The following is a 16,655-nucleotide window of genomic DNA, read 5'->3' on the forward strand; positions in this document are numbered from 1 at the left end:
CGGCCCGCGGTCCGTCCCCAGTGGACCGCGGGCCGCCGGTGCGGGCTCCGTCCCCCAACGGCCGCCCGCGTGGCTCGCGCACCATGCCCGCGCGAGCCAGGTCGTCAGGCCGCCTTGGGCGCGCGGCGCTCTCCCTCGCCCTGCCTGGGCGCGAGCCGTACGACGTCCGCGTCGATGAACCGGCCGCTGCCGCCCTCGGCGTGCTCCCCGTTGATGCGGGAGAGCAGCACCGGGTCTGCCAGCGCGAGCAGCACCGCGATGACCAGCCCGACTCCCAGTAGTACGAACCCGATGGCAACCATCTATGTCCCCTTTCCGACACATCCAGCATCCGCGATGCCCCCTGGCCACCGCCTCCACTGAAGGATTGGTCTGTGACGGGCTGCCTCGGCCGAACGGTTGATACGACCTGTCCGACTTCCGACCTAGGCTCATGGCCGTGGGTGAGTCCAAACGCCTCGTGTACTGGATCCGGCGGCTGAGCGAGATCGCGATGCTCGGCTGGCTGGGCATGATGCTCATGCTCGACCTGGTGATGGCCGCCACCACCGGGGGCTTCCAGTGGCTCGTGCCGTTCTGCGGCGTGTGCGGCATCGCGGCCGTCGTGCTGCGGCGCAAGCACCGCCTCGACGGGTTCAGCATCATGCTCGCCCTGTCGTTCGGCACGTCCACGGTGATCGGGAGCGCCGGTTTCGAAGGCGTGCCGGGCATGGCGGAGACCGGGTCGCTGCTCATTCTCATCATGGGCGTGCTCCGCCACGTGGAGCCGATACGGCGGGCGGCGGTGCTGGCCGTCGTGGGGCTGGTCGTGCTGCTGTCCGAGGCCGTCGGGCGCGACTACCAAGGCCAGGGGCTGGCGTTCTCGTTCCTGCTGTTCGCGGGGTGGTCGATGGCCGCCGGGGTGGGCGGGTACCTGCGCTTCCAGCAGGAGCGCCGCACGGAGGCCGTCCATTCGGTGCGCCGGGCGGAGCGGCTGGAGCTGGCCAGGGAGCTGCACGACCTGGTCGCCCACCACATCACCGGCATCGTGGTCCAGGCGCAGGCCGCGCGTACGGTGGCCGAGACCAAGCCGGACGCGGTGGTCCCCGCGCTGGACGCGATCGCCACGGCCGGGTCGGAGGCGCTGACGTCGATGCGGCGCATGGTGGCCGTGCTGCGTACCGAGGACGATCCCGCCCGCAAGCCCGGCGTCACGCTGGCCGACCTGCGGATGCTGACCGACCGGTTCTCGGCGGACGGGCCCAAGGTGGCGTTCGAGATCGGGCAGGGGCTGGACGACCGGACGCTGCCGCCGGAGGTCATGACCACCTTGCACCGGGTGCTGCAGGAGTCGCTGACGAACGTGCGCAAGCACGCCTCCCGCGCCGCCTGGGTGGAGGCCGATCTGCGGCGGTACGAGAGGGTCGTGGTGTTACGGGTGCGGAACTTCGGATCGGCGTCAGATCCGCGGGTTTCCCGCCTTGGCGGCGGATTCGGGCTCGTCGGCATGGCCGAGCGGGTGGAGGCGCTGGGCGGCAGGCTCTACGCGGGCCCCTCCTCGGAGGGCGCCTGGGAAGTGGCCGCCGAGTTCCCCCTGCCCTGAGCCGAGCTCGCCCGGTTCTCAGCCGATCCCCGCCGGACCCTAGTGATTGGCCAAGAAGGCGAGCAGGTCCTGCCGGGTGATCAGCCCGGCGGGCTTGCCGTCCTCCAGCACCACGGCCGCATCCGCCTTTTCCAGCGCTTCCACCGCACGCGCCACAGGTTCACCACTGCCGATCGTGGGTAGCGGAGCGGACATATGTTCGGCGATCGGATCGTCGGAGGAGAGCCTGCCGTGGTAGAGGGCTTCGAGGAGGTCGCGCTCCACGATGGAACCGATCACCTCGGCCGCCATGACCGGCGGCTCCTCCTTCATGACCGGCAGCTGGGACACCGAGTATTCGCGCATGATCGCGATCGCCGTCTTCACGGACTCGTGCGGGTGCGCGTGCACGAACTCCGGCATCGCTCCCCCCTTGCGCGCCAGCACGTCGGCGACCAGCCCCTCGTCCGAGGAGGTCGTCAGGAAGCCGTAGTCGGCCATCCAGTCGTCGTTGAAGATCTTCGACAGGTAGCCGCGGCCGCCGTCGGGCAGCAGCACGACCACCACGTCGTCCTTCCCGGCCTTCGCCGCGACCCGCAGCGCCGCCACGACCGCCATCCCGCACGAGCCGCCGACCAGCAGCCCCTCCTCGCGGGCGAGCCGCCGCGTCATGGTGAAGGAGTCCTTGTCGGAGACCGCGATGATCTCGTCGCAGATCGTGGTGTCGTACGTGTCCGGCCAGATGTCCTCGCCGACCCCTTCCACCAGGTAAGGCCGCCCCGACCCGCCGGAATAGACCGAGCCCTCGGGGTCCGCGCCGATGATCTTCACCCGGCCGTCGGAGACGTCCTTGAGGTAGCGGCCGGCGCCGCTGATGGTGCCGCCGGTGCCGATGCCCGCCACGAAGTGCGTGACCCGGCCCTCGGTGTCCGCCCACACCTCCGGGCCCGTCGAGTGGTAGTGGGACTCGGGGTTGTTGACGTTGGCGTACTGGTTCGGCTTCCAGGCGTTGGGCACCTCGCGGGCCAGCCGGTCGGAGACCGAGTAATAGGAGTCGGGGTGGTCGGGCGAGACGGCGGTCGGGCAGACCACGACCTCCGCCCCGTACGCCCGCAGCACCGAGATCTTGTCCTGGGCCACCTTGTCCGGCACCACGAAGAGGCACCGGTAACCCTTCTGCTGGGCCACGATGGCCAGGCCCACGCCGGTGTTGCCGGACGTCGGCTCGACGATCACGCCGCCCGGACGCAGTTCGCCGGACTTCTCGGCGGCCTCGATCATGCGTACCGCGATGCGGTCCTTGACGGAGCCCCCAGGGTTGAAGTATTCGACCTTGGCCAGCACCTGGACGGGCAGTCCCGCGGTGACTTTCTGCAACCGGACGAGCGGAGTGTTGCCCATCAGCTCGACCAGGGAATCGTAAACGCGCACCGAGGTTTTCACCTTCTTTGCCGAAGCTTGATCAGCTTGCCTGTGGCCGAGATCCAGTGGGGGTGGCAGGCCCTCGGCTAGTTTTTCAAGCAAACGCTACCGCCGAGTTTGACCAGGGAGGCACGTACGTGGTCTGGGCAGCTGGGATGGCACGAGCGGCACGCAAGATCGCTACCGCGGCGGCACTGGGAGGCGGCGGGCTGACGGCGCTCGGCGCCACGGCGTACGGCCTGCTGATCGCCGAAGGGCTGCTCGCCCGAAGGGCCATCGGGCAGCCGCACGGCCTGGACGGACCACCCTCGGACGGCACGTACGGCAACTTCCCCGGCGAGCCGCTCAAACTCGTCATGCTCGGCGACTCCACGGCCGTCGGCCTCGGTATGACCGACCCCGCCCAGACCCCCGGCGTGCTGCTCGCCCACGGCCTGGCCGCGGTCGCGGAGCGCCCGGTGCGGCTGCTGGTCGCCGCCAAGTCGGGCACCCCTTCGGCCGAGCTGGGCGAGCAGGTGGACCAGGCCCTGGCCATGGAGTCCGACGTGGCGGTGATCTTCGTGGGGGCCAACGACATCATCACGCAGACGCCGCCCGGGATCGCCGTACGCCATCTGACCAAGGCCGTGCGACGGCTGCGGGACGCGGGAGCCGAGGTGATCGTGGGGACCTGCCCCGACCTCGGCACGGTACGGCCGATCTCGCAGCCGCTGCGCTGGGTGGCCCGGCGCTGGAGCCGCCAGCTCGCGGCGGCGCAGACGGTGGCGGTGGTCGACGCGGGCGGGCGCACGGTGGCGTTCGCCGACGTCCTGGGCCCAGAGTTCGATACAAACCCGACAGAAATGTTCGGACCCGATCGTTTCCATCCATCTGCCCGAGGTTACGCGCAGGCCGCTTACGCGGTGCTACCGTCAGTGTGCGCTGCGTTGGGGCTGTGGCCTGAGCCGCGCCCCGCGCGCGGCGAAGCACTGCAACCGATCTACCTTGCGGCGGCTACGGCCGCGGAGGAGTCCGGCACCGAGGTCACCGCGACCCGGGTCGACGGGCGGTCGACGGGCCTGCACGGGAAGTGGGCGACGTTGTTCCGCCGGCGGCTCGGCGAGCAACTCAACGACGCCTGACCGCGATCCCAGGGTCGGCGCGACCTGGACCGGTTACCCTCCGCGTCCGAGCCGTCACTCCTCGTCCCTTTGGGAGTGAATTGCCCGTGCTCCGGCCCCTCAGCAAACCGTCCATCGCCCTAGCCGGGACCTTGGCCGTCGCCGCGTGCTCCGGCAGCGACGCGGCCACCACCACCTCGAATTTCCCGGCCTGGCACAACACCCAGGTCAACGCGGTCAGCCGGACGGCGGCGGCCGGCGAGGTCGTCGCCACGACCTCCATGAAGCCCGACGGCACACTGGAGACGGTCGCGATCGGCCTGCGCGACGGCAAGCGGCTGTGGGCGTACCCCGCCACGATGGCCGGCCGCCTGCCCGGCATGGGCGTCTCCGCGCCCGCGATCGTGGAGACGGCCAGGCACCAGGGCGTGGTGGTCGCGCTCGACCCGGCCAAGAAGGGCGGCTGGAACGCCACCCTCGTGGCCCGCGACGCCCACTCCGGGGTGCACAAGTGGAGCAGGCCGGTGCACTCGACGTTCGGGCCGCAGCGCTGCGGCTCCTACATCTGCCTGTCCGAGCACACCGCCCTGGCCAAGGCACGCATGGTGGTGCTCGACCCGGCCACCGGCAAGGAACTGTGGAAGCTGCCCGGCATCTCCGAGGTCGAGTGGTCCGATCCGGCCCGGGTGCTGCTGCTCAGGCTGGCCGACGACCCCATGATCGAGTCGTACGACCTCAAGACCGGCAAGCTCCAGTGGCAGCAGCCGATCGAGCAGGCCCTCGGGCCGGGCATCGACCTGTCGGGCGGGTGGGCGTTCGGCGCGACGGGGGACAACCTGGTCGGATACATCGCCCCGTACACGAATCCCCAGACCAAGAAGGTCTCCACCTTCGGGCTGTTCTCCGTCAAGATCGCCGACGGGACGATCAACTGGATCCGGCCCTCGGTCGTACGCGTCTATCCCAGCGGCAGCCCCGGCTACGCCCCGGTCGTGCGCCCCGTCGACCGCCGGGGCTCCTACGGCGGCTTCGCCCGGCTCGACTCCGAGTCCGGACGGGTGATCGGGCAGATCACGGCGTCCGACGTGCCGGGCTCGGGCTGGTGGCTGGCCTTCCCCGACCGCATGGACAAGCTGGGCTTCCTCAAGCACAACGCCAAGGGCACGGCCTTCGACCTCGTCTCCGGCAAGCCGGCGCCCGTGGAGGAGCAGCGCGGCTGGTCCTTCTGCCTCACCGACCCCAAGCCGCTGCCGTTGCGCGGGCAGCCTCCCGGCTTCTACTCGACGGCCGCCGTCTGCGAGTACGACCTCGGCACCGGCAAGCGGATCTCCCCCGCGGCCGCGCCGCCGCCGTGGTTCACCGGCAGCCACGACGGCTGGCGGCTGTGGCGCGACGAGAAGGGGGCCCTGCACGCCGTCAACGACCAGACCGCGACAGCCCCGGGCATGTACGGCTAAGCCTCTGGAATATAGTTCGGGTAGTAGCGCCGAAACGAGGAGGGGCCATGCCCGAGGCAGTCATCGTCGCAACCGCGCGTTCCCCCATCGGGCGAGCCTTCAAGGGTTCGCTCAAGGACATCCGGCCCGACGACCTGACCGTGCAGATGGTCAAGGCGGCGCTGGCCAAGGTGCCCCAGCTCGATCCCCACACGATCGACGACATCATGCTGGGGTGCGGCCTGCCTGGCGGCGAGCAGGGGTTCAACATGGCGCGTGTGGTGGCCGTGATGCTGGGCCTCGACGACGTGCCCGGCACCACCGTGACGCGCTACTGCTCCTCGTCGCTGCAGACCACCAGGATGGCCTTCCACGCCATCAAGGCGGGCGAGGGCGATGTCTTCGTGTCGGCCGGCGTGGAGACCGTCTCACGCTTCACCAAGGGCAACTCCGACTCGCTGCCCGACACCCACAACCCGATCTTCCTGGACGCGCTGGCCCGCACCAAGACGTTCACCGAGGGCGGGCAGACCTGGCACGACCCGCGCGAGGACGGCGCCGTCCCGGACATCTACATCGCGATGGGGCAGACCGCCGAGAACCTCGCCCAGCTCAAGGGCGTCACCCGGCAGGAGCAGGACGAGTTCGGCGTACGTTCGCAGAACCTCGCCGAGAAGGCGCTGGCCGACGGGTTCTGGGCCAAGGACATCACGCCCGCGACCATGCCCGACGGGACCGTGGTCAGCCAGGACGACGGGCCGCGGGCGGGGACGACGTACGAGAAGGTCGCCTCCCTTCAGCCTGTCTTCCGGCCCGACGGCACCGTCACAGCCGGCAACTGCTGCCCGCTCAACGACGGGGCGGCCGCCGTGATCGTGATGAGCGACGTCAAGGCCGCCGAGCTCGGGATCACGCCGCTGGCCCGGATCGTGTCCACCGGGGTGTCCGGGCTGTCGCCCGAGATCATGGGGCTGGGGCCGGTGGAGGCCAGCAAGCAGGCGCTGGCACGGGCCGGGATGGCCATCGACGACGTCGACCTGGTCGAGATCAACGAGGCCTTCGCCGCCCAGGTGATCCCGTCCTACCGGGACCTGGGGATCGACCTGGACCGGCTCAACGTGAACGGGGGCGCCATCGCGGTGGGCCATCCGTTCGGGATGACCGGCGCGCGCATCACGTCCACGCTCGTCAACAGCCTGCAGCACCACGACAAGACCATCGGCCTGGAGACGATGTGCGTGGGCGGCGGGCAGGGCATGGCCATGCTCCTCGAACGCCTGAGCTGACTTCGGCACGCCCCGGCGCCCGGCAACCCACCGGGCGCCGCCCACCTTGTGCCGACCAGACCCGAACCCCTGCCGGCGCCCGCGCCGGGCGCAACCCCGGCCATCGGACGGCCGGGGTGGGGGCCCCGGCCGCGCCGCGGCCGGGGCAAACCGGGAGGAAAAGAACCGGGGTGCGGCGGGTCACCCGTGGCGGTCCGGGCCCGCGTGGGTCGGGGTGATGCGGACGATGACGCGGCGGTCGCGGATCATGGCGGCGCGGTAGTCGTCCCAGTCCGGATGCTCGCCCGAGATGTTGCGATAGTAGGAGACCAGATGGTCCATGGCCTCGGGCAGGGAGATGATGTCGGCCGTGCCGTCCACCTGGATCCACTCGCCGTAGAAGGCGCCCGTGAACGCGCACAGCGAGACGTGCGGGTCGCGGCGGACGTTGCGGACCTTGACCGCCGTCTCCCTGGAGCTGACGACGATGCGGTCGTCCTCGACGCCGACCGTCACCGGCGACATCTGGGGACGCCCGTCGCGGTGCCGGGTGAGCAGGACGGCGTTGTGGTTGGTGCTGAGAAAGGCGAAGGCCTTGTCGAGATCCATCCCCTCATGATGACGCGCCCGCGCTTCGAGCGCGGGCGCGAGGGACGGTAGGGCTTAGACGAAGCCCATGCGGTTACGGCGGTGCCGCTCGTGTTCGTGCACGATCGCGGCGGCGTAGCCGTGAGTCAGCCCGTGCTCGTCGGCAAGCCAGTTGGCCCGCTCGTCGCACCTCAGGAAAGCCGGGCCGTTGTCGATGGCTAGGAACCACTCTGGGAGTTCGCGTCCCGTGATGGCCGGGACTCTTGCGATCAACTTCGTCTGCGTCTCCGGTGAGTGGTTCAAGGACATGGGCACCTCCGCGGATTAAGGTCCTTTGCTCGACACTGCAACACCATCGACCGAATGGCAAGACCCCAGCCAGGCATCATTTCGTGACGGCACGTAGATTTTCGGTCGCACAAAGAGAGGGCCCCGCCTGAACGGCGAGGCCCTCGGAGATTACGCGCGGCTGAACGATCAGTCGCTGTTGGAGAAGTAGTAGGCGAAGCGCAGGACCTCCAGGTAGATCCAGACCAGGCTGAGCGTCAGTCCGAACGCGCACTGCCAGGCGAACTTCTCCGGAGCACCCTGCTTGACGCCCTGCTCGACCGAGTCGAAGTCGAGCAGGAGGAAGAAGCAGCCGATCAGGATCATCACGATGCTGAAGATCCAGCCGATCGGGCTGTCAGTGCGCAGGCCGAGGCCGACGCCGTTGAAGATGCCGACGAGCAGGTTGACGAGGATCAGCCCGATGGCCGCGATCGCGGCGGCGATGCCGTACTTCACGAGCTTCGGCGTGACACGGATGACACGCAGCGCATAGACGGTCAGCACGGCGCCGAAGGCGAATGCCGTGCCGAGCACCGCCTGGAGGACGATGCCGCCGACCATGCCCTCGAAAAGCTGGCTGATCTTGCCGAGGAACACGCCCTCGAACGCCGCGTACGCCAGGATGAGCGCCGGGTTGGTGCTCTGCGTGAACGAGGCGATCAGGCCCAGGATCAAGGCGACGACCGCGGCGCCGATCGCGACCACGGGCGGGACGTTCAGTATCCAGGCCGCCGCGGCGGCCACCACGAGCGCGCCGAGGGTGAGGAAGCCGCGCACCACGACGTCGTCGAGCGTCATGGTCCGGTAGGCGGGCCGGCTCGGGGGTGCGTACGACGGGGCGTCGTACATGTTCTGCAGCACGTCGGGTGAAGGTGAGGGCGGCGCCCACCCTCCGGCCTGCCGCCGTGACCTGCTGAATACGGGGTTCTTACTCTCCATCGCTGCCTCCTGTGACCCGAGCCTAGTGGGGCCGGGCGGCACCTTGGTCAACTCGCGCTCAGATCGATGTTCATTTGGGACTTCGGCAGCGTTGACAACGAACGTGGCCGCCGGAGAGTTCCCGTGGTCATCCCGACTCCGGAAAACGCATTTCCAATGGTAGAGGCCACGTGCCCCCGGCGGGATTCGAACCCGCACTACAACCCTTTTAAGGGGTTTGCCTCTGCCATTGGGCTACGGGGGCGCCGCAATCATACGAAACGGACCATGCTTCCGAGGAGCACAACTTCGCATCAGGCGTCACAACTGTGAAGTCTGCGGTGAAGTGATAGAGCTCCAGCCACTCTGTCCAAGAAGAGTAGACCGTCCAGATGGTCCAGTTGGTGCTGAATGCAACGGGCTTCGAAGGCATCTGCATCGATGGTGACCGCCTCGCCCGTGCCTGGCAAATGCCCATGTACGGTGATACGCGTCGCGCGCAGCACGTCAGCGGTCAATCCCGCGATCGAGGCGCACCCCTCCCGGCCCTGATTCCAGTGGGACGCCCTGGCGAGCCGTGGATTGGCCACCACGAGCTCTCCAGCCCAGGAACGGCTGCGGGGGTGGAGTCCGGTGTCAAAGGCGATCAGGCGCCAACTCAGGCCGATCTGGGGGGCCGCCAGGCCCGTCGTGGACGGCTCGCCGCGCAGAGTGGCCAGGAGGTCGGCCGCGGCCGCCACGACCTCGGGGGCCGTCGGGTCCACCGGTTCGGCCACGGAGGACAGGACGGGATGCGGGGCGACGAGCACCTCCCGCGCGGTCCCATCGGGGATCGGCGACTCCCGCGCGGTCCTCCGTGGCTCGCTCACAGCAGGTCCGGTTCGACGGGGCGGAAGGTGATCTCGGAGTCGAGACTGGCGCCGACGGCCGCCAGCCTGCGCATGAGCGCCGCCACGTCCACCTCCTTCGGCAGCTCGACGTCGGCGATGAGCACGTAGAGCCGCCCGGTGAGCCTGGTGCTCATGCCGGTGATGTTCCCGCCGTCCGCGGCGAGGACGGCGCTGATGGCGGAGATGATCCCCGGACGGTCCGGGCCGTGCACGGTGAGCACGTAGCCGAGCCCGCCCCCGTCCTCGCAGAAGTGACGCCGGGCCTCGATCGCCGAGGCGGTCACCACCAGCTCGGGCGCGCGCAGCCGTTTGAGCAGCTCGCCGGAGTCCAGGTCGCCGGAGACCAGCAGCATCATCGCCACGTGGCCGCCGAGCAGTGTCATGGTCGAGTCCTGGATGTTGGCCCCGCAGTCGGCGAGGGAACCGGTGACTGCGGCGATCACTCCAGGCCTGTCCACGCCGAGCACGGTCACCGCTGAGAGACCCACCCGTGGCACCCCTTCCGCTTGCTCACAGGGTGCCGGAACGCCCCGGCGATGCTCACCGGGGCGATTGCCGCACCCGGGCTAGCGGCGCATCGTCGCGACGGCGGCCCTGAAGTCCTCGCGCGGATGCTCCATCTCACCCAGCGAGATCGTCTCTCGCTTGAAGAAGAGGGCCAGGGTCCAATCGACGACGACACGGACCTTGCGGTTCAGCGTCGGCACCCGCGACAGATGGTAGGTCCGGTGCATGAACCACGCAGGGAATCCGCGAAGCTTGAAGCCATAGACATTGGCGACGCCCTGATGGAGGCCCAAACCGGCAACCGATCCGACATACTTGTGACGGTATTCGACCAGTTGTTGTCCGCGCAGGTGACGGATGATGTTGTCGGCCAGCACCTTGGCCTGCCGGACCGCGTGCTGGGCGTTCGGCGCGCAGTATTGCCCCGGGTTCGTCACGTCGGGCACGCCCGCGGCGTCGCCGGCCGCGAAGGCGTCCCGCGTGCCCGCCACGGTGAGCATGGTGGTGGCCTTGATCCGGCCGCGCTCGTCGAGGGGCAGGTCGCTGTCCTTCACCACGGGGCTGGGCTTGACGCCGGCGGTCCACACCAGGGTCTCGGCCTCGAACTTCGTGCCGTCGGAGAGCACCACGTGCCCGTCCACGCACGACTCGAGCCGGGTCTCGAGCTTGACGTCGATGCCGCGCTCGCGCAGCTGCTCCAGCGTCCACTTGCCCATCTCTGGACCGACCTCGGGCAGCACCCGGTTCGTGGCCTCGACGAGCACCCAGCGGATGTCCGACGGCCTGAGGTTGCGGTAGTAGCGCACGGAGTCCTTGGCCATGTCCTCGAGCTCGGCCAGCGCCTCGACGCCGGCGAAGCCCGCGCCGACCACGACGAACGTGAGCGCCCTGCGCCGCACCTTCAGGTCGTCGGTCGACTCGGCCACGTCGAGCAGGTGCAGCACGCGGTTGCGCAGCGCGATGGCCTCGCCCACGGTCTTGAAACCGATGCCGATGTCGGTCAGCCCGGGAATGGGCAGCGTACGGGAGATCGATCCGGCGGCCATCACGATCATGTCGTAGGCCACCTGGCGCGGCTTGCCCTCGGCCGGCTGGAAGGTGACGGTGCGCTCGCCGTGATTGACCTTGGTGACGGCGCCGTTGAGTATGCGCACCTTCGGCAGGATCCGCCGCAGCGGGGCGACCAGGTGCCGGGGCGAGAGGTTACCCGCCGCCGCCTCCGGCAAGAAGGGCTGGTAGGTCATGTAGGACTGGGGGTCGATGATCGTGATGCGCACTTCGCCACCGCGGAGCTCGCGATGGAGCTTGCGCTGCAGCCGGAGCGCCGTGTACAGGCCGACGTACCCGCCGCCGACGATGAGTATGTGCTTGTTCATCCTGAGGCCCCATCCCTCGTGGAATGCTTGTGAAAGCATTCACAAGCTTACGTCAAGCGCTCTCGATGAATCCAATCCAGGGTGGTGCAACGCGTCACACAGCCAGTGACCTGGCCTTGGTGAAGACGTCGTCCAGCATCTGGGCGGTGACGCGGCCCGTGAACGTGTTCTGCTGGCTCGGGTGGTAGCAGCCGAGCAGCGTCACGGGAGCGCCGGCGTACCCGACCTCGACCTCGGCGCCGTGCCCGAACGGCGGCCGGCTGCGGGGCAGCTCGTAGCCCGCGTCCTTCAGCGCCGGCCACATGGCCTGCCAGGCGTACCCGCCGAGCGCCACCACCACGCGCACCTCCGGCGCGACCAGCGCCAGCTCGCGCGCCATCCACGGGAAACAGGTGCTCTTCTCCGACGGCGTGGGCTTGTTCGCGGGCGGCGCGCAGCGCACCGAGGCCAGCACCCGCGCGCCGAAGAGCTTCTGCCCGTCGCCGGCGTGCGTGCTGGTCTCCTGGGCGGCCAGCCCGCTGCGGTGCAGCGAGGCGAACAGCCAGTCGCCGCTGCGGTCGCCGGTGAAGATCCGCCCGGTCCTGTTGCCCCCGTGGGCGGCCGGCGCGAGTCCGACGATCACGATCCGCGGGTGCTCGTCGCCCCAGCCCGGGACGGGACGGCCCCAGTACGTCTCGTCCGCGAACGCGCGCCGCTTCACCGTGGCGACCTCTTCGCGCCACTCCACCAGGCGGGGACAGGCCCGGCAGACCGACTGCCTGGCCGTGAGCTCCGCGAGGGTGCTGCTGGAGGCGGCGAGGCGGCGCACGTCCGCGGGGTCCAGCGCGACCGGCGTGTCAGCGGTCGCGGGGTCGCCGGGCCAGCCGGTGCCAGGAGGTACGAAGCTCATGACACCGATGGTGCCCGATCATTTGGTGGGAACCGGAACGGGCGTCGAGTTCGGCGTGGATGCCGGGCAGGTGGGCGCCGGCGACGCCATGCTCTCGTTGTCCACCGGGCCCCCCATGATCAGCGGCAGCGGATAGCGGTTGAGTATCGGCTCGCCGCACGACCTGTCGACGGTGTGGCCGTAGTCCTCGGGGTTGGTGATGACCGGCTTGCCGTCCTGGTCGTACAGGTAGACGTCGGTCAGCGGGGTGCCGTCCTTGGCGTAGGGCTTGATGTTGTAGAAGCCGTCGGACGGGGTCGCACCGGCCAGGACGACGCCCAGACGGCCGCCACGACCACGGCGCAGTCGGCCGGGCTCCCGGGAACCACCCGGTCCTGGCCGCTCAGCGACAGCAGCAGCATGGCCAGCAGGTAGCCGCGCAGCACCCACCAGCCCGGCCGCAGGTCTCTCAGGAAGGCCACGGAGCTCCGGTACGCGCCCTGCCGCGTGAACGCGGCGTGCGCCGTGAACGCCCAGTCCCACGGCCGGCGCTTGGGGCGGCTCTCGGAGCGGCCTCCGTAGGCGGCCATGAGCTCCTCGGCGTAGACGGCAGGCGGCCCCAGCCGGTCCTCAAGAGGCAGGTCCGACTCGGACGCGATCTCCGCCAGGTGGTCGTCGAGGTCTTCGAGCAGTTCCTCCCGGTCGGGGTGGTCGCCCACGATGGCGCGAACGGCCTGCGCGTACTCTTCGGGGGTCATCCTCGTTCCTCCTCCAGCAGGGATGCCATGGTGGCCGCGAAAGAGGCCCAGGTCTCGGCCTGCGTGGCGTACATGCTTCTGCCGACCTTGTTGAGCCCGTAGTACTTGCGGTGCGGCCCCTCGTCGGAGGCCACCACGTACGAGGTCAGGGCGCCTGCCTTGAACAGGCGGCGCAGCGTGCCGTACACGGAGGCGTCGCCGACCTCCTCCAGGCCCGCTTCTCTCAGCCTGCGCAGGACGTCGTAGCCGTAGCCGTCACGCTCGTTGAGCACCGCCAGAACCGCCAGGTCGAGAACGCCTTTGAGCAGCTGGCTGCTATCCACGCAAAGAACACTACTGCGCAAAGCGCAGTAGTGGCACAAGCAAACCGGGTGGCGCCCTGAGGCACCACCCGGTTGTTACTCAGTCAAACCGTCGTTCACGCAGCCTTGGAGGGCTCAGGCGTGGCGGACGGAGTGGCCGGAGCCGGCTCCGCGATCTTGCAGGCGGCGTACGACTGCGAGATCGAGTCGACGTTGTGCGGCCCACTGACCGTCAGCGTGACCCTGCCACCCTTGGCGGCGTCACCGACCAGCGAGCTGTCAGGGAGCTCGACGGTCTTCGAGGAGGCGCCGCTGAAGAAGTCTTCGCCCTTGAGCACCGAGACGCCGTTCACCGACCAGGTCCACTGGACCATCGCGCGGCCGGTCGTGCTGATGGTGGCGTGGGCGCCGACCTTGCAGCCGTCGTGGTTGGTGCCGGTCACCAGACTGGAGGCCGAGACCTTCGTGACGGGAGCGGGGGCCGGGTCCTTGCACCACACCTTGTAGTAGGCCCGGTTGGAGGCCGTGTGGTCAGGACGGAGGACCTGCAGCTGCGCCCAGCCGCGGTGGCTGTCACGCGGGGAGAGGCCGAAGCCGACCTTGCGGGCGTGGTAGACCTTGACCTTGCCGTAGTCCACGACGTCACCGTTCAGCACCCAGCGGTAACGGACCCAGCTAGGCCGGTCGACCTTGATCAGACCAGTGAAGTCGATCTTGTCGCCCGGGGTGCAGGGACCGACGTACCGGTCGGGGCTGGCCCAGGCGCGGGCCGACACCGACGGGGCCGACGGCACGTGGATGTCGACGTTGGGCTCGTCGGACGACTGCTTCTCGCAGTTGACGGCGAAGTAGCCCTTCTTGGACAGGGCCTTCACCGGACCGAGGACCTGAATGCGCTCCCAGCCCTTGACGTCGTCCTTGAAGGTGATGGACTGCTTGACCGTCACCGTCTTGGTGCCCTTGCCCTTGAGCTTGATCACGTTGACCTTGCTCTTGGACCCGTCACCGTGCAGCCAGCGGTAGGCCAGTTCGGTCTTGCCCTTGAGAGGCACCTTGATCTTGGCCGAGAAGTTGACCTTGACCGGGCACGAACCCTCGTACTTGCCCGGCGAGGCCTTGGGCGCGGACACCGAGACCTTGGGTCCGGCCTTCGAGGTCGCCGCCTGTGCCGGACTGGCGACCAGACCCGCGGCCAGGGCGGCCAGCACGGCGGCGGACGCGCCGAAGGCCGCCGCCTTGCGTGCTGCTAACCCAGAGAACTTCATGTGAGAGTGCTCCATTCCGTGAGGGAAAAGACGCGCTCGGGAACGGTCGCCACGCCGATACCTTCCGTACACAGCGATATGGCAAAGCCCCCGTAATGCCCCTTTACCTAAGCACAATAATGATTGCACACTCAACACAGCTCGTAGATCGGAAATGTCCGGATTTCGCCACACCTATCGGGTGAGGGACCAGGCAATACCGTCGAGGATGTCGTGTTCGCTGACAACTACCTGCGAAAACGCGAAACGGCGGACGATCCGGTCAAGAATAAGCGCACCCGCGCCTATCACGTCAACTCTTCCCGGATGCATCACCGGCACGGCCGCGCGCTCACCATGGGTCATCGCGAGCAGCCGCCGCGTCACCTCATGGACCTGCTCGGCCGAAATGCGAGAGTGATGAATCCGCGCCGGATCGTAGCCGGGCAGGCCGAGCGCCATGCCCGCGACCGTCGTCACCGACCCCGCCAGTCCCACGAGCGTGTGCGCCCGGGCGACCGGCACCTCCGCCTCGACCCGGTCGAGCGCCGCCTCGATGTCGGACACCACGGCCTCCAGCGCCTGCGCGGACGGCGGGTCGCCGGCGTCTCGAAGGTGCCGCTCGGTCAGGCGTACGCAGCCGATGTCCACCGACAGCGCCGCCTCGGCGTGCTCGTAGCCGACCACGAACTCCGTGGACCCGCCCCCGATGTCCACCACCAGGTAAGGGGGCAGCGGCCCCTGCGGCACCTCGGTCTCCGGTGACAGCCGGAGCAGGCCCTTGGTGGCGCCGACGAACGACAGTTCGGCCTCCTCCGCTCCCGACACGACCTCCGGCTCCACGCCGAAGATCTCGCGCACGCCGGTCGCGAACTCCTCCCGGTTGGCCGCGTCCCTGGTCGCGCTCGTGGCGACCACTCGGGTCGCGACGGCGCCGTGCCGGTCGATCAGCTCCCGGTAGGCACGCATGGCCTTGAACGTGCGCTCCAGCGCGTCGGGGGCGAGCCTGCCGGTCCTGTCGACGCCCTGTCCCAGGCGGACGATCTCCATCCGCCGGTCGACGTCGTCGATCAGCTCATCACCGACGTCGGCGATGAGCAGGCGTACGGAGTTGGTGCCGCAGTCGACGGCGGCTACACGCATGGTCCGTCACTCCACCAGTCGGGGAGGGCGTCCAGCGCCTCCCTGCCGAACGGGTTGGTCCCGGGCGCCGCCAGCTCGTGCGCGACGAGCGCGTGCAGGCACTTGACCCGCCGCGGCATGCCGCCCGTGCTCTGCATGTCGCGCGGGAGCGGTGTGAGGCCCTCTTCCCGCGCCGCCTCGTCGCGCCTGGCGACGTAGTCGTCGTGCGCGGCCTGGTACGCGGCCGCCAGCTCGGGGTCCGCGGCCAGCCTGGCCTGCATCTCCCGCATCAGGCCCGAGCCCTCCAGCGTGCCGATGGCCGAGGCCGCCTTGGGACAGGTCAGGTAGTAGAGGGTCGGGAACGGCGAGCCGTCGGGCAGCCGCGGCGCGGTCTCCACCACGTCGGGGTTGCCGCACGGGCAGCGGTGCGCCACCGCGCGCAGCCCTCTCGGTGGCCGCCCGAGCTGCCGCCGCACGACCTCGACGTCTTTACTGTCCACCACTTTCCTTCCCGGTGACGGCCCGGCGCCCGGTGCCCTGGTCGGCGGCCTCCACGGACTCCCAGAGCGTCTGGTACCACGGGGGCACCGCCGCGGGCTGTTTCACGGTCGCCTGTTCCTTGCCCTGTCCGGGCTCCATCACCACAAAGCACTTCTCGCCGGGACCGCAGTAATGCAGCCGTTCCTTGGCCGTCTTCTTGATCCAGTTGGGATCGTCGCTCTGCCGGTCACGCGCCAGCAGCGCCTGCTTCTCCGCCTCGACCCTGGCCTTCTCCGCGCGCAGCTCGGAGATGCTGCGGCGCAGGCTGATGTACTCGCGCACAGGGTAGGCCAGGCTCATCGCGATCGCGCACACCACGACGGCCAGGATGGCGGCCCGGCCGGTCAGCTGCGGTCTCTTCGCCAATGCTGCACCCCCTCGACGTACGGCTCGCGGCTGTGTTCATTCGCGGGGGCCGCGAGCCGTAC

General features: G+C 69.3%; 20 protein-coding genes and 1 tRNA gene. 5 read left to right on the forward strand and 16 right to left on the reverse strand.

Features of this window, described 5'->3' with window-relative positions; genetic code table 11:
- Positions 1-104: 104 nt before the first annotated feature.
- Positions 105-302 carry a hypothetical protein gene (locus ACIBX3_RS35965; protein WP_397124979.1) on the reverse strand — a complete coding sequence of 66 codons (198 nt, stop codon included), beginning with the start codon at positions 300-302 and terminating at the stop codon, positions 105-107.
- A 137-nt stretch (positions 303-439) separates the two neighbouring features.
- Here ACIBX3_RS35965 and ACIBX3_RS35970 point away from each other — a divergent pair, with 137 nt between their 5' ends.
- Positions 440-1,582, forward strand: coding sequence for a sensor histidine kinase (locus ACIBX3_RS35970; RefSeq protein WP_397124980.1), 1,143 nt, complete (start codon positions 440-442; stop codon positions 1,580-1,582).
- A 39-nt stretch (positions 1,583-1,621) separates the two neighbouring features.
- Here ACIBX3_RS35970 and ACIBX3_RS35975 read toward each other — a convergent pair whose 3' ends face one another.
- Positions 1,622-2,992, reverse strand: coding sequence for a cystathionine beta-synthase (locus ACIBX3_RS35975; RefSeq protein ID WP_397124981.1), 1,371 nt, complete (start codon positions 2,990-2,992; stop codon positions 1,622-1,624).
- Between the two features lie 128 nt (positions 2,993-3,120).
- On the opposite strand from ACIBX3_RS35975, the gene ACIBX3_RS35980 reads away from it, so the two are divergent.
- The 3 genes from ACIBX3_RS35980 (at position 3,121) to ACIBX3_RS35990 (ending at position 6,805) form a co-directional block, all read left to right on the forward strand.
- Positions 3,121-4,104 (forward strand): SGNH/GDSL hydrolase family protein, encoded by a 984-nt coding sequence (locus ACIBX3_RS35980; protein ID WP_397124982.1) that lies wholly within the window; start codon positions 3,121-3,123, stop codon positions 4,102-4,104.
- Between the two features lie 86 nt (positions 4,105-4,190).
- Positions 4,191-5,540: a PQQ-binding-like beta-propeller repeat protein gene (locus ACIBX3_RS35985; RefSeq protein WP_397124983.1), complete on the forward strand. Its 1,350-nt coding sequence runs from the start codon at positions 4,191-4,193 to the stop codon at positions 5,538-5,540.
- Positions 5,541-5,587: 47 nt separating this feature from the next.
- A complete protein-coding gene (locus ACIBX3_RS35990) occupies positions 5,588-6,805 on the forward strand; it encodes an acetyl-CoA C-acetyltransferase (RefSeq protein ID WP_397124984.1) in 1,218 nt (405 codons plus the stop codon).
- 180 nt (positions 6,806-6,985) lie between these two features.
- Here the strand turns inward: ACIBX3_RS35990 and ACIBX3_RS35995 are convergent, their stop codons facing one another.
- From ACIBX3_RS35995 to ACIBX3_RS36030, 8 genes are all read right to left on the reverse strand, one after another.
- The gene (locus ACIBX3_RS35995; protein ID WP_397124985.1) at positions 6,986-7,393 is read right to left on the reverse strand and encodes a PPOX class F420-dependent oxidoreductase; all 408 of its coding nucleotides are present in this window, start codon (positions 7,391-7,393) and stop codon (positions 6,986-6,988) included.
- 54 nt (positions 7,394-7,447) lie between these two features.
- Positions 7,448-7,681 carry a DUF4287 domain-containing protein gene (locus tag ACIBX3_RS36000; RefSeq protein ID WP_397124986.1) on the reverse strand — a complete coding sequence of 78 codons (234 nt, stop codon included), beginning with the start codon at positions 7,679-7,681 and terminating at the stop codon, positions 7,448-7,450.
- A gap of 168 nt (positions 7,682-7,849) precedes the next feature.
- Positions 7,850-8,641, reverse strand: coding sequence for a Bax inhibitor-1/YccA family protein (locus ACIBX3_RS36005; RefSeq protein ID WP_397124987.1), 792 nt, complete (start codon positions 8,639-8,641; stop codon positions 7,850-7,852).
- Between the two features lie 171 nt (positions 8,642-8,812).
- Positions 8,813-8,885: transfer RNA gene (locus ACIBX3_RS36010), tRNA-Leu, on the reverse strand.
- A 49-nt stretch (positions 8,886-8,934) separates the two neighbouring features.
- On the reverse strand, positions 8,935-9,489 hold the full coding sequence (locus ACIBX3_RS36015) for a peptide deformylase (protein WP_397124988.1): 555 nt from the start codon (positions 9,487-9,489) through the stop codon (positions 8,935-8,937).
- Positions 9,486-9,998: a glycine cleavage system protein R gene (locus ACIBX3_RS36020; protein ID WP_397124989.1), complete on the reverse strand. Its 513-nt coding sequence runs from the start codon at positions 9,996-9,998 to the stop codon at positions 9,486-9,488. The genes ACIBX3_RS36015 and ACIBX3_RS36020 overlap by 4 nt, the downstream gene beginning before the upstream one ends.
- 78 nt (positions 9,999-10,076) lie before the next feature.
- Positions 10,077-11,393, reverse strand: coding sequence for an NAD(P)/FAD-dependent oxidoreductase (locus ACIBX3_RS36025; protein ID WP_397124990.1), 1,317 nt, complete (start codon positions 11,391-11,393; stop codon positions 10,077-10,079).
- Between the two features lie 94 nt (positions 11,394-11,487).
- A complete protein-coding gene (locus ACIBX3_RS36030) occupies positions 11,488-12,282 on the reverse strand; it encodes a uracil-DNA glycosylase (RefSeq protein WP_397124991.1) in 795 nt (264 codons plus the stop codon).
- Between ACIBX3_RS36030 and ACIBX3_RS36035 the strand changes: the two genes are divergently transcribed.
- On the forward strand, positions 12,281-12,418 hold the full coding sequence (locus ACIBX3_RS36035; protein WP_397124992.1) for a hypothetical protein: 138 nt from the start codon (positions 12,281-12,283) through the stop codon (positions 12,416-12,418). The two genes, ACIBX3_RS36030 and ACIBX3_RS36035, sit on opposite strands and share 2 nt — an antisense overlap.
- Before the next feature lie 103 nt (positions 12,419-12,521).
- Here the strand turns inward: ACIBX3_RS36035 and ACIBX3_RS36040 are convergent, their stop codons facing one another.
- From ACIBX3_RS36040 to ACIBX3_RS36065, 6 genes are all read right to left on the reverse strand, one after another.
- Entirely contained in the window at positions 12,522-13,019 is a 498-nt protein-coding gene (locus tag ACIBX3_RS36040; RefSeq protein WP_397124993.1) for a hypothetical protein, read from the reverse strand.
- Entirely contained in the window at positions 13,016-13,342 is a 327-nt protein-coding gene (locus ACIBX3_RS36045; protein ID WP_397124994.1) for a PadR family transcriptional regulator, read from the reverse strand. Before ACIBX3_RS36045 ends, ACIBX3_RS36040 begins: the two co-directional genes overlap by 4 nt.
- Before the next feature lie 95 nt (positions 13,343-13,437).
- On the reverse strand, positions 13,438-14,586 hold the full coding sequence (locus tag ACIBX3_RS36050; protein WP_397124995.1) for a hypothetical protein: 1,149 nt from the start codon (positions 14,584-14,586) through the stop codon (positions 13,438-13,440).
- 174 nt (positions 14,587-14,760) lie between these two features.
- The gene (locus tag ACIBX3_RS36055) at positions 14,761-15,708 is read right to left on the reverse strand and encodes an exopolyphosphatase (protein WP_397124996.1); all 948 of its coding nucleotides are present in this window, start codon (positions 15,706-15,708) and stop codon (positions 14,761-14,763) included.
- Positions 15,699-16,187, reverse strand: coding sequence for a DUF501 domain-containing protein (locus tag ACIBX3_RS36060; protein ID WP_397124997.1), 489 nt, complete (start codon positions 16,185-16,187; stop codon positions 15,699-15,701). The genes ACIBX3_RS36055 and ACIBX3_RS36060 overlap by 10 nt, the downstream gene beginning before the upstream one ends.
- The gene (locus ACIBX3_RS36065; protein WP_397124998.1) at positions 16,177-16,593 is read right to left on the reverse strand and encodes a septum formation initiator family protein; all 417 of its coding nucleotides are present in this window, start codon (positions 16,591-16,593) and stop codon (positions 16,177-16,179) included. Before ACIBX3_RS36065 ends, ACIBX3_RS36060 begins: the two co-directional genes overlap by 11 nt.
- Positions 16,594-16,655 lie beyond the last annotated feature (62 nt).

The organism is Nonomuraea sp. NPDC049480 (genome assembly GCF_044465905.1).
Classification (GTDB): domain Bacteria; phylum Actinomycetota; class Actinomycetes; order Streptosporangiales; family Streptosporangiaceae; genus Nonomuraea.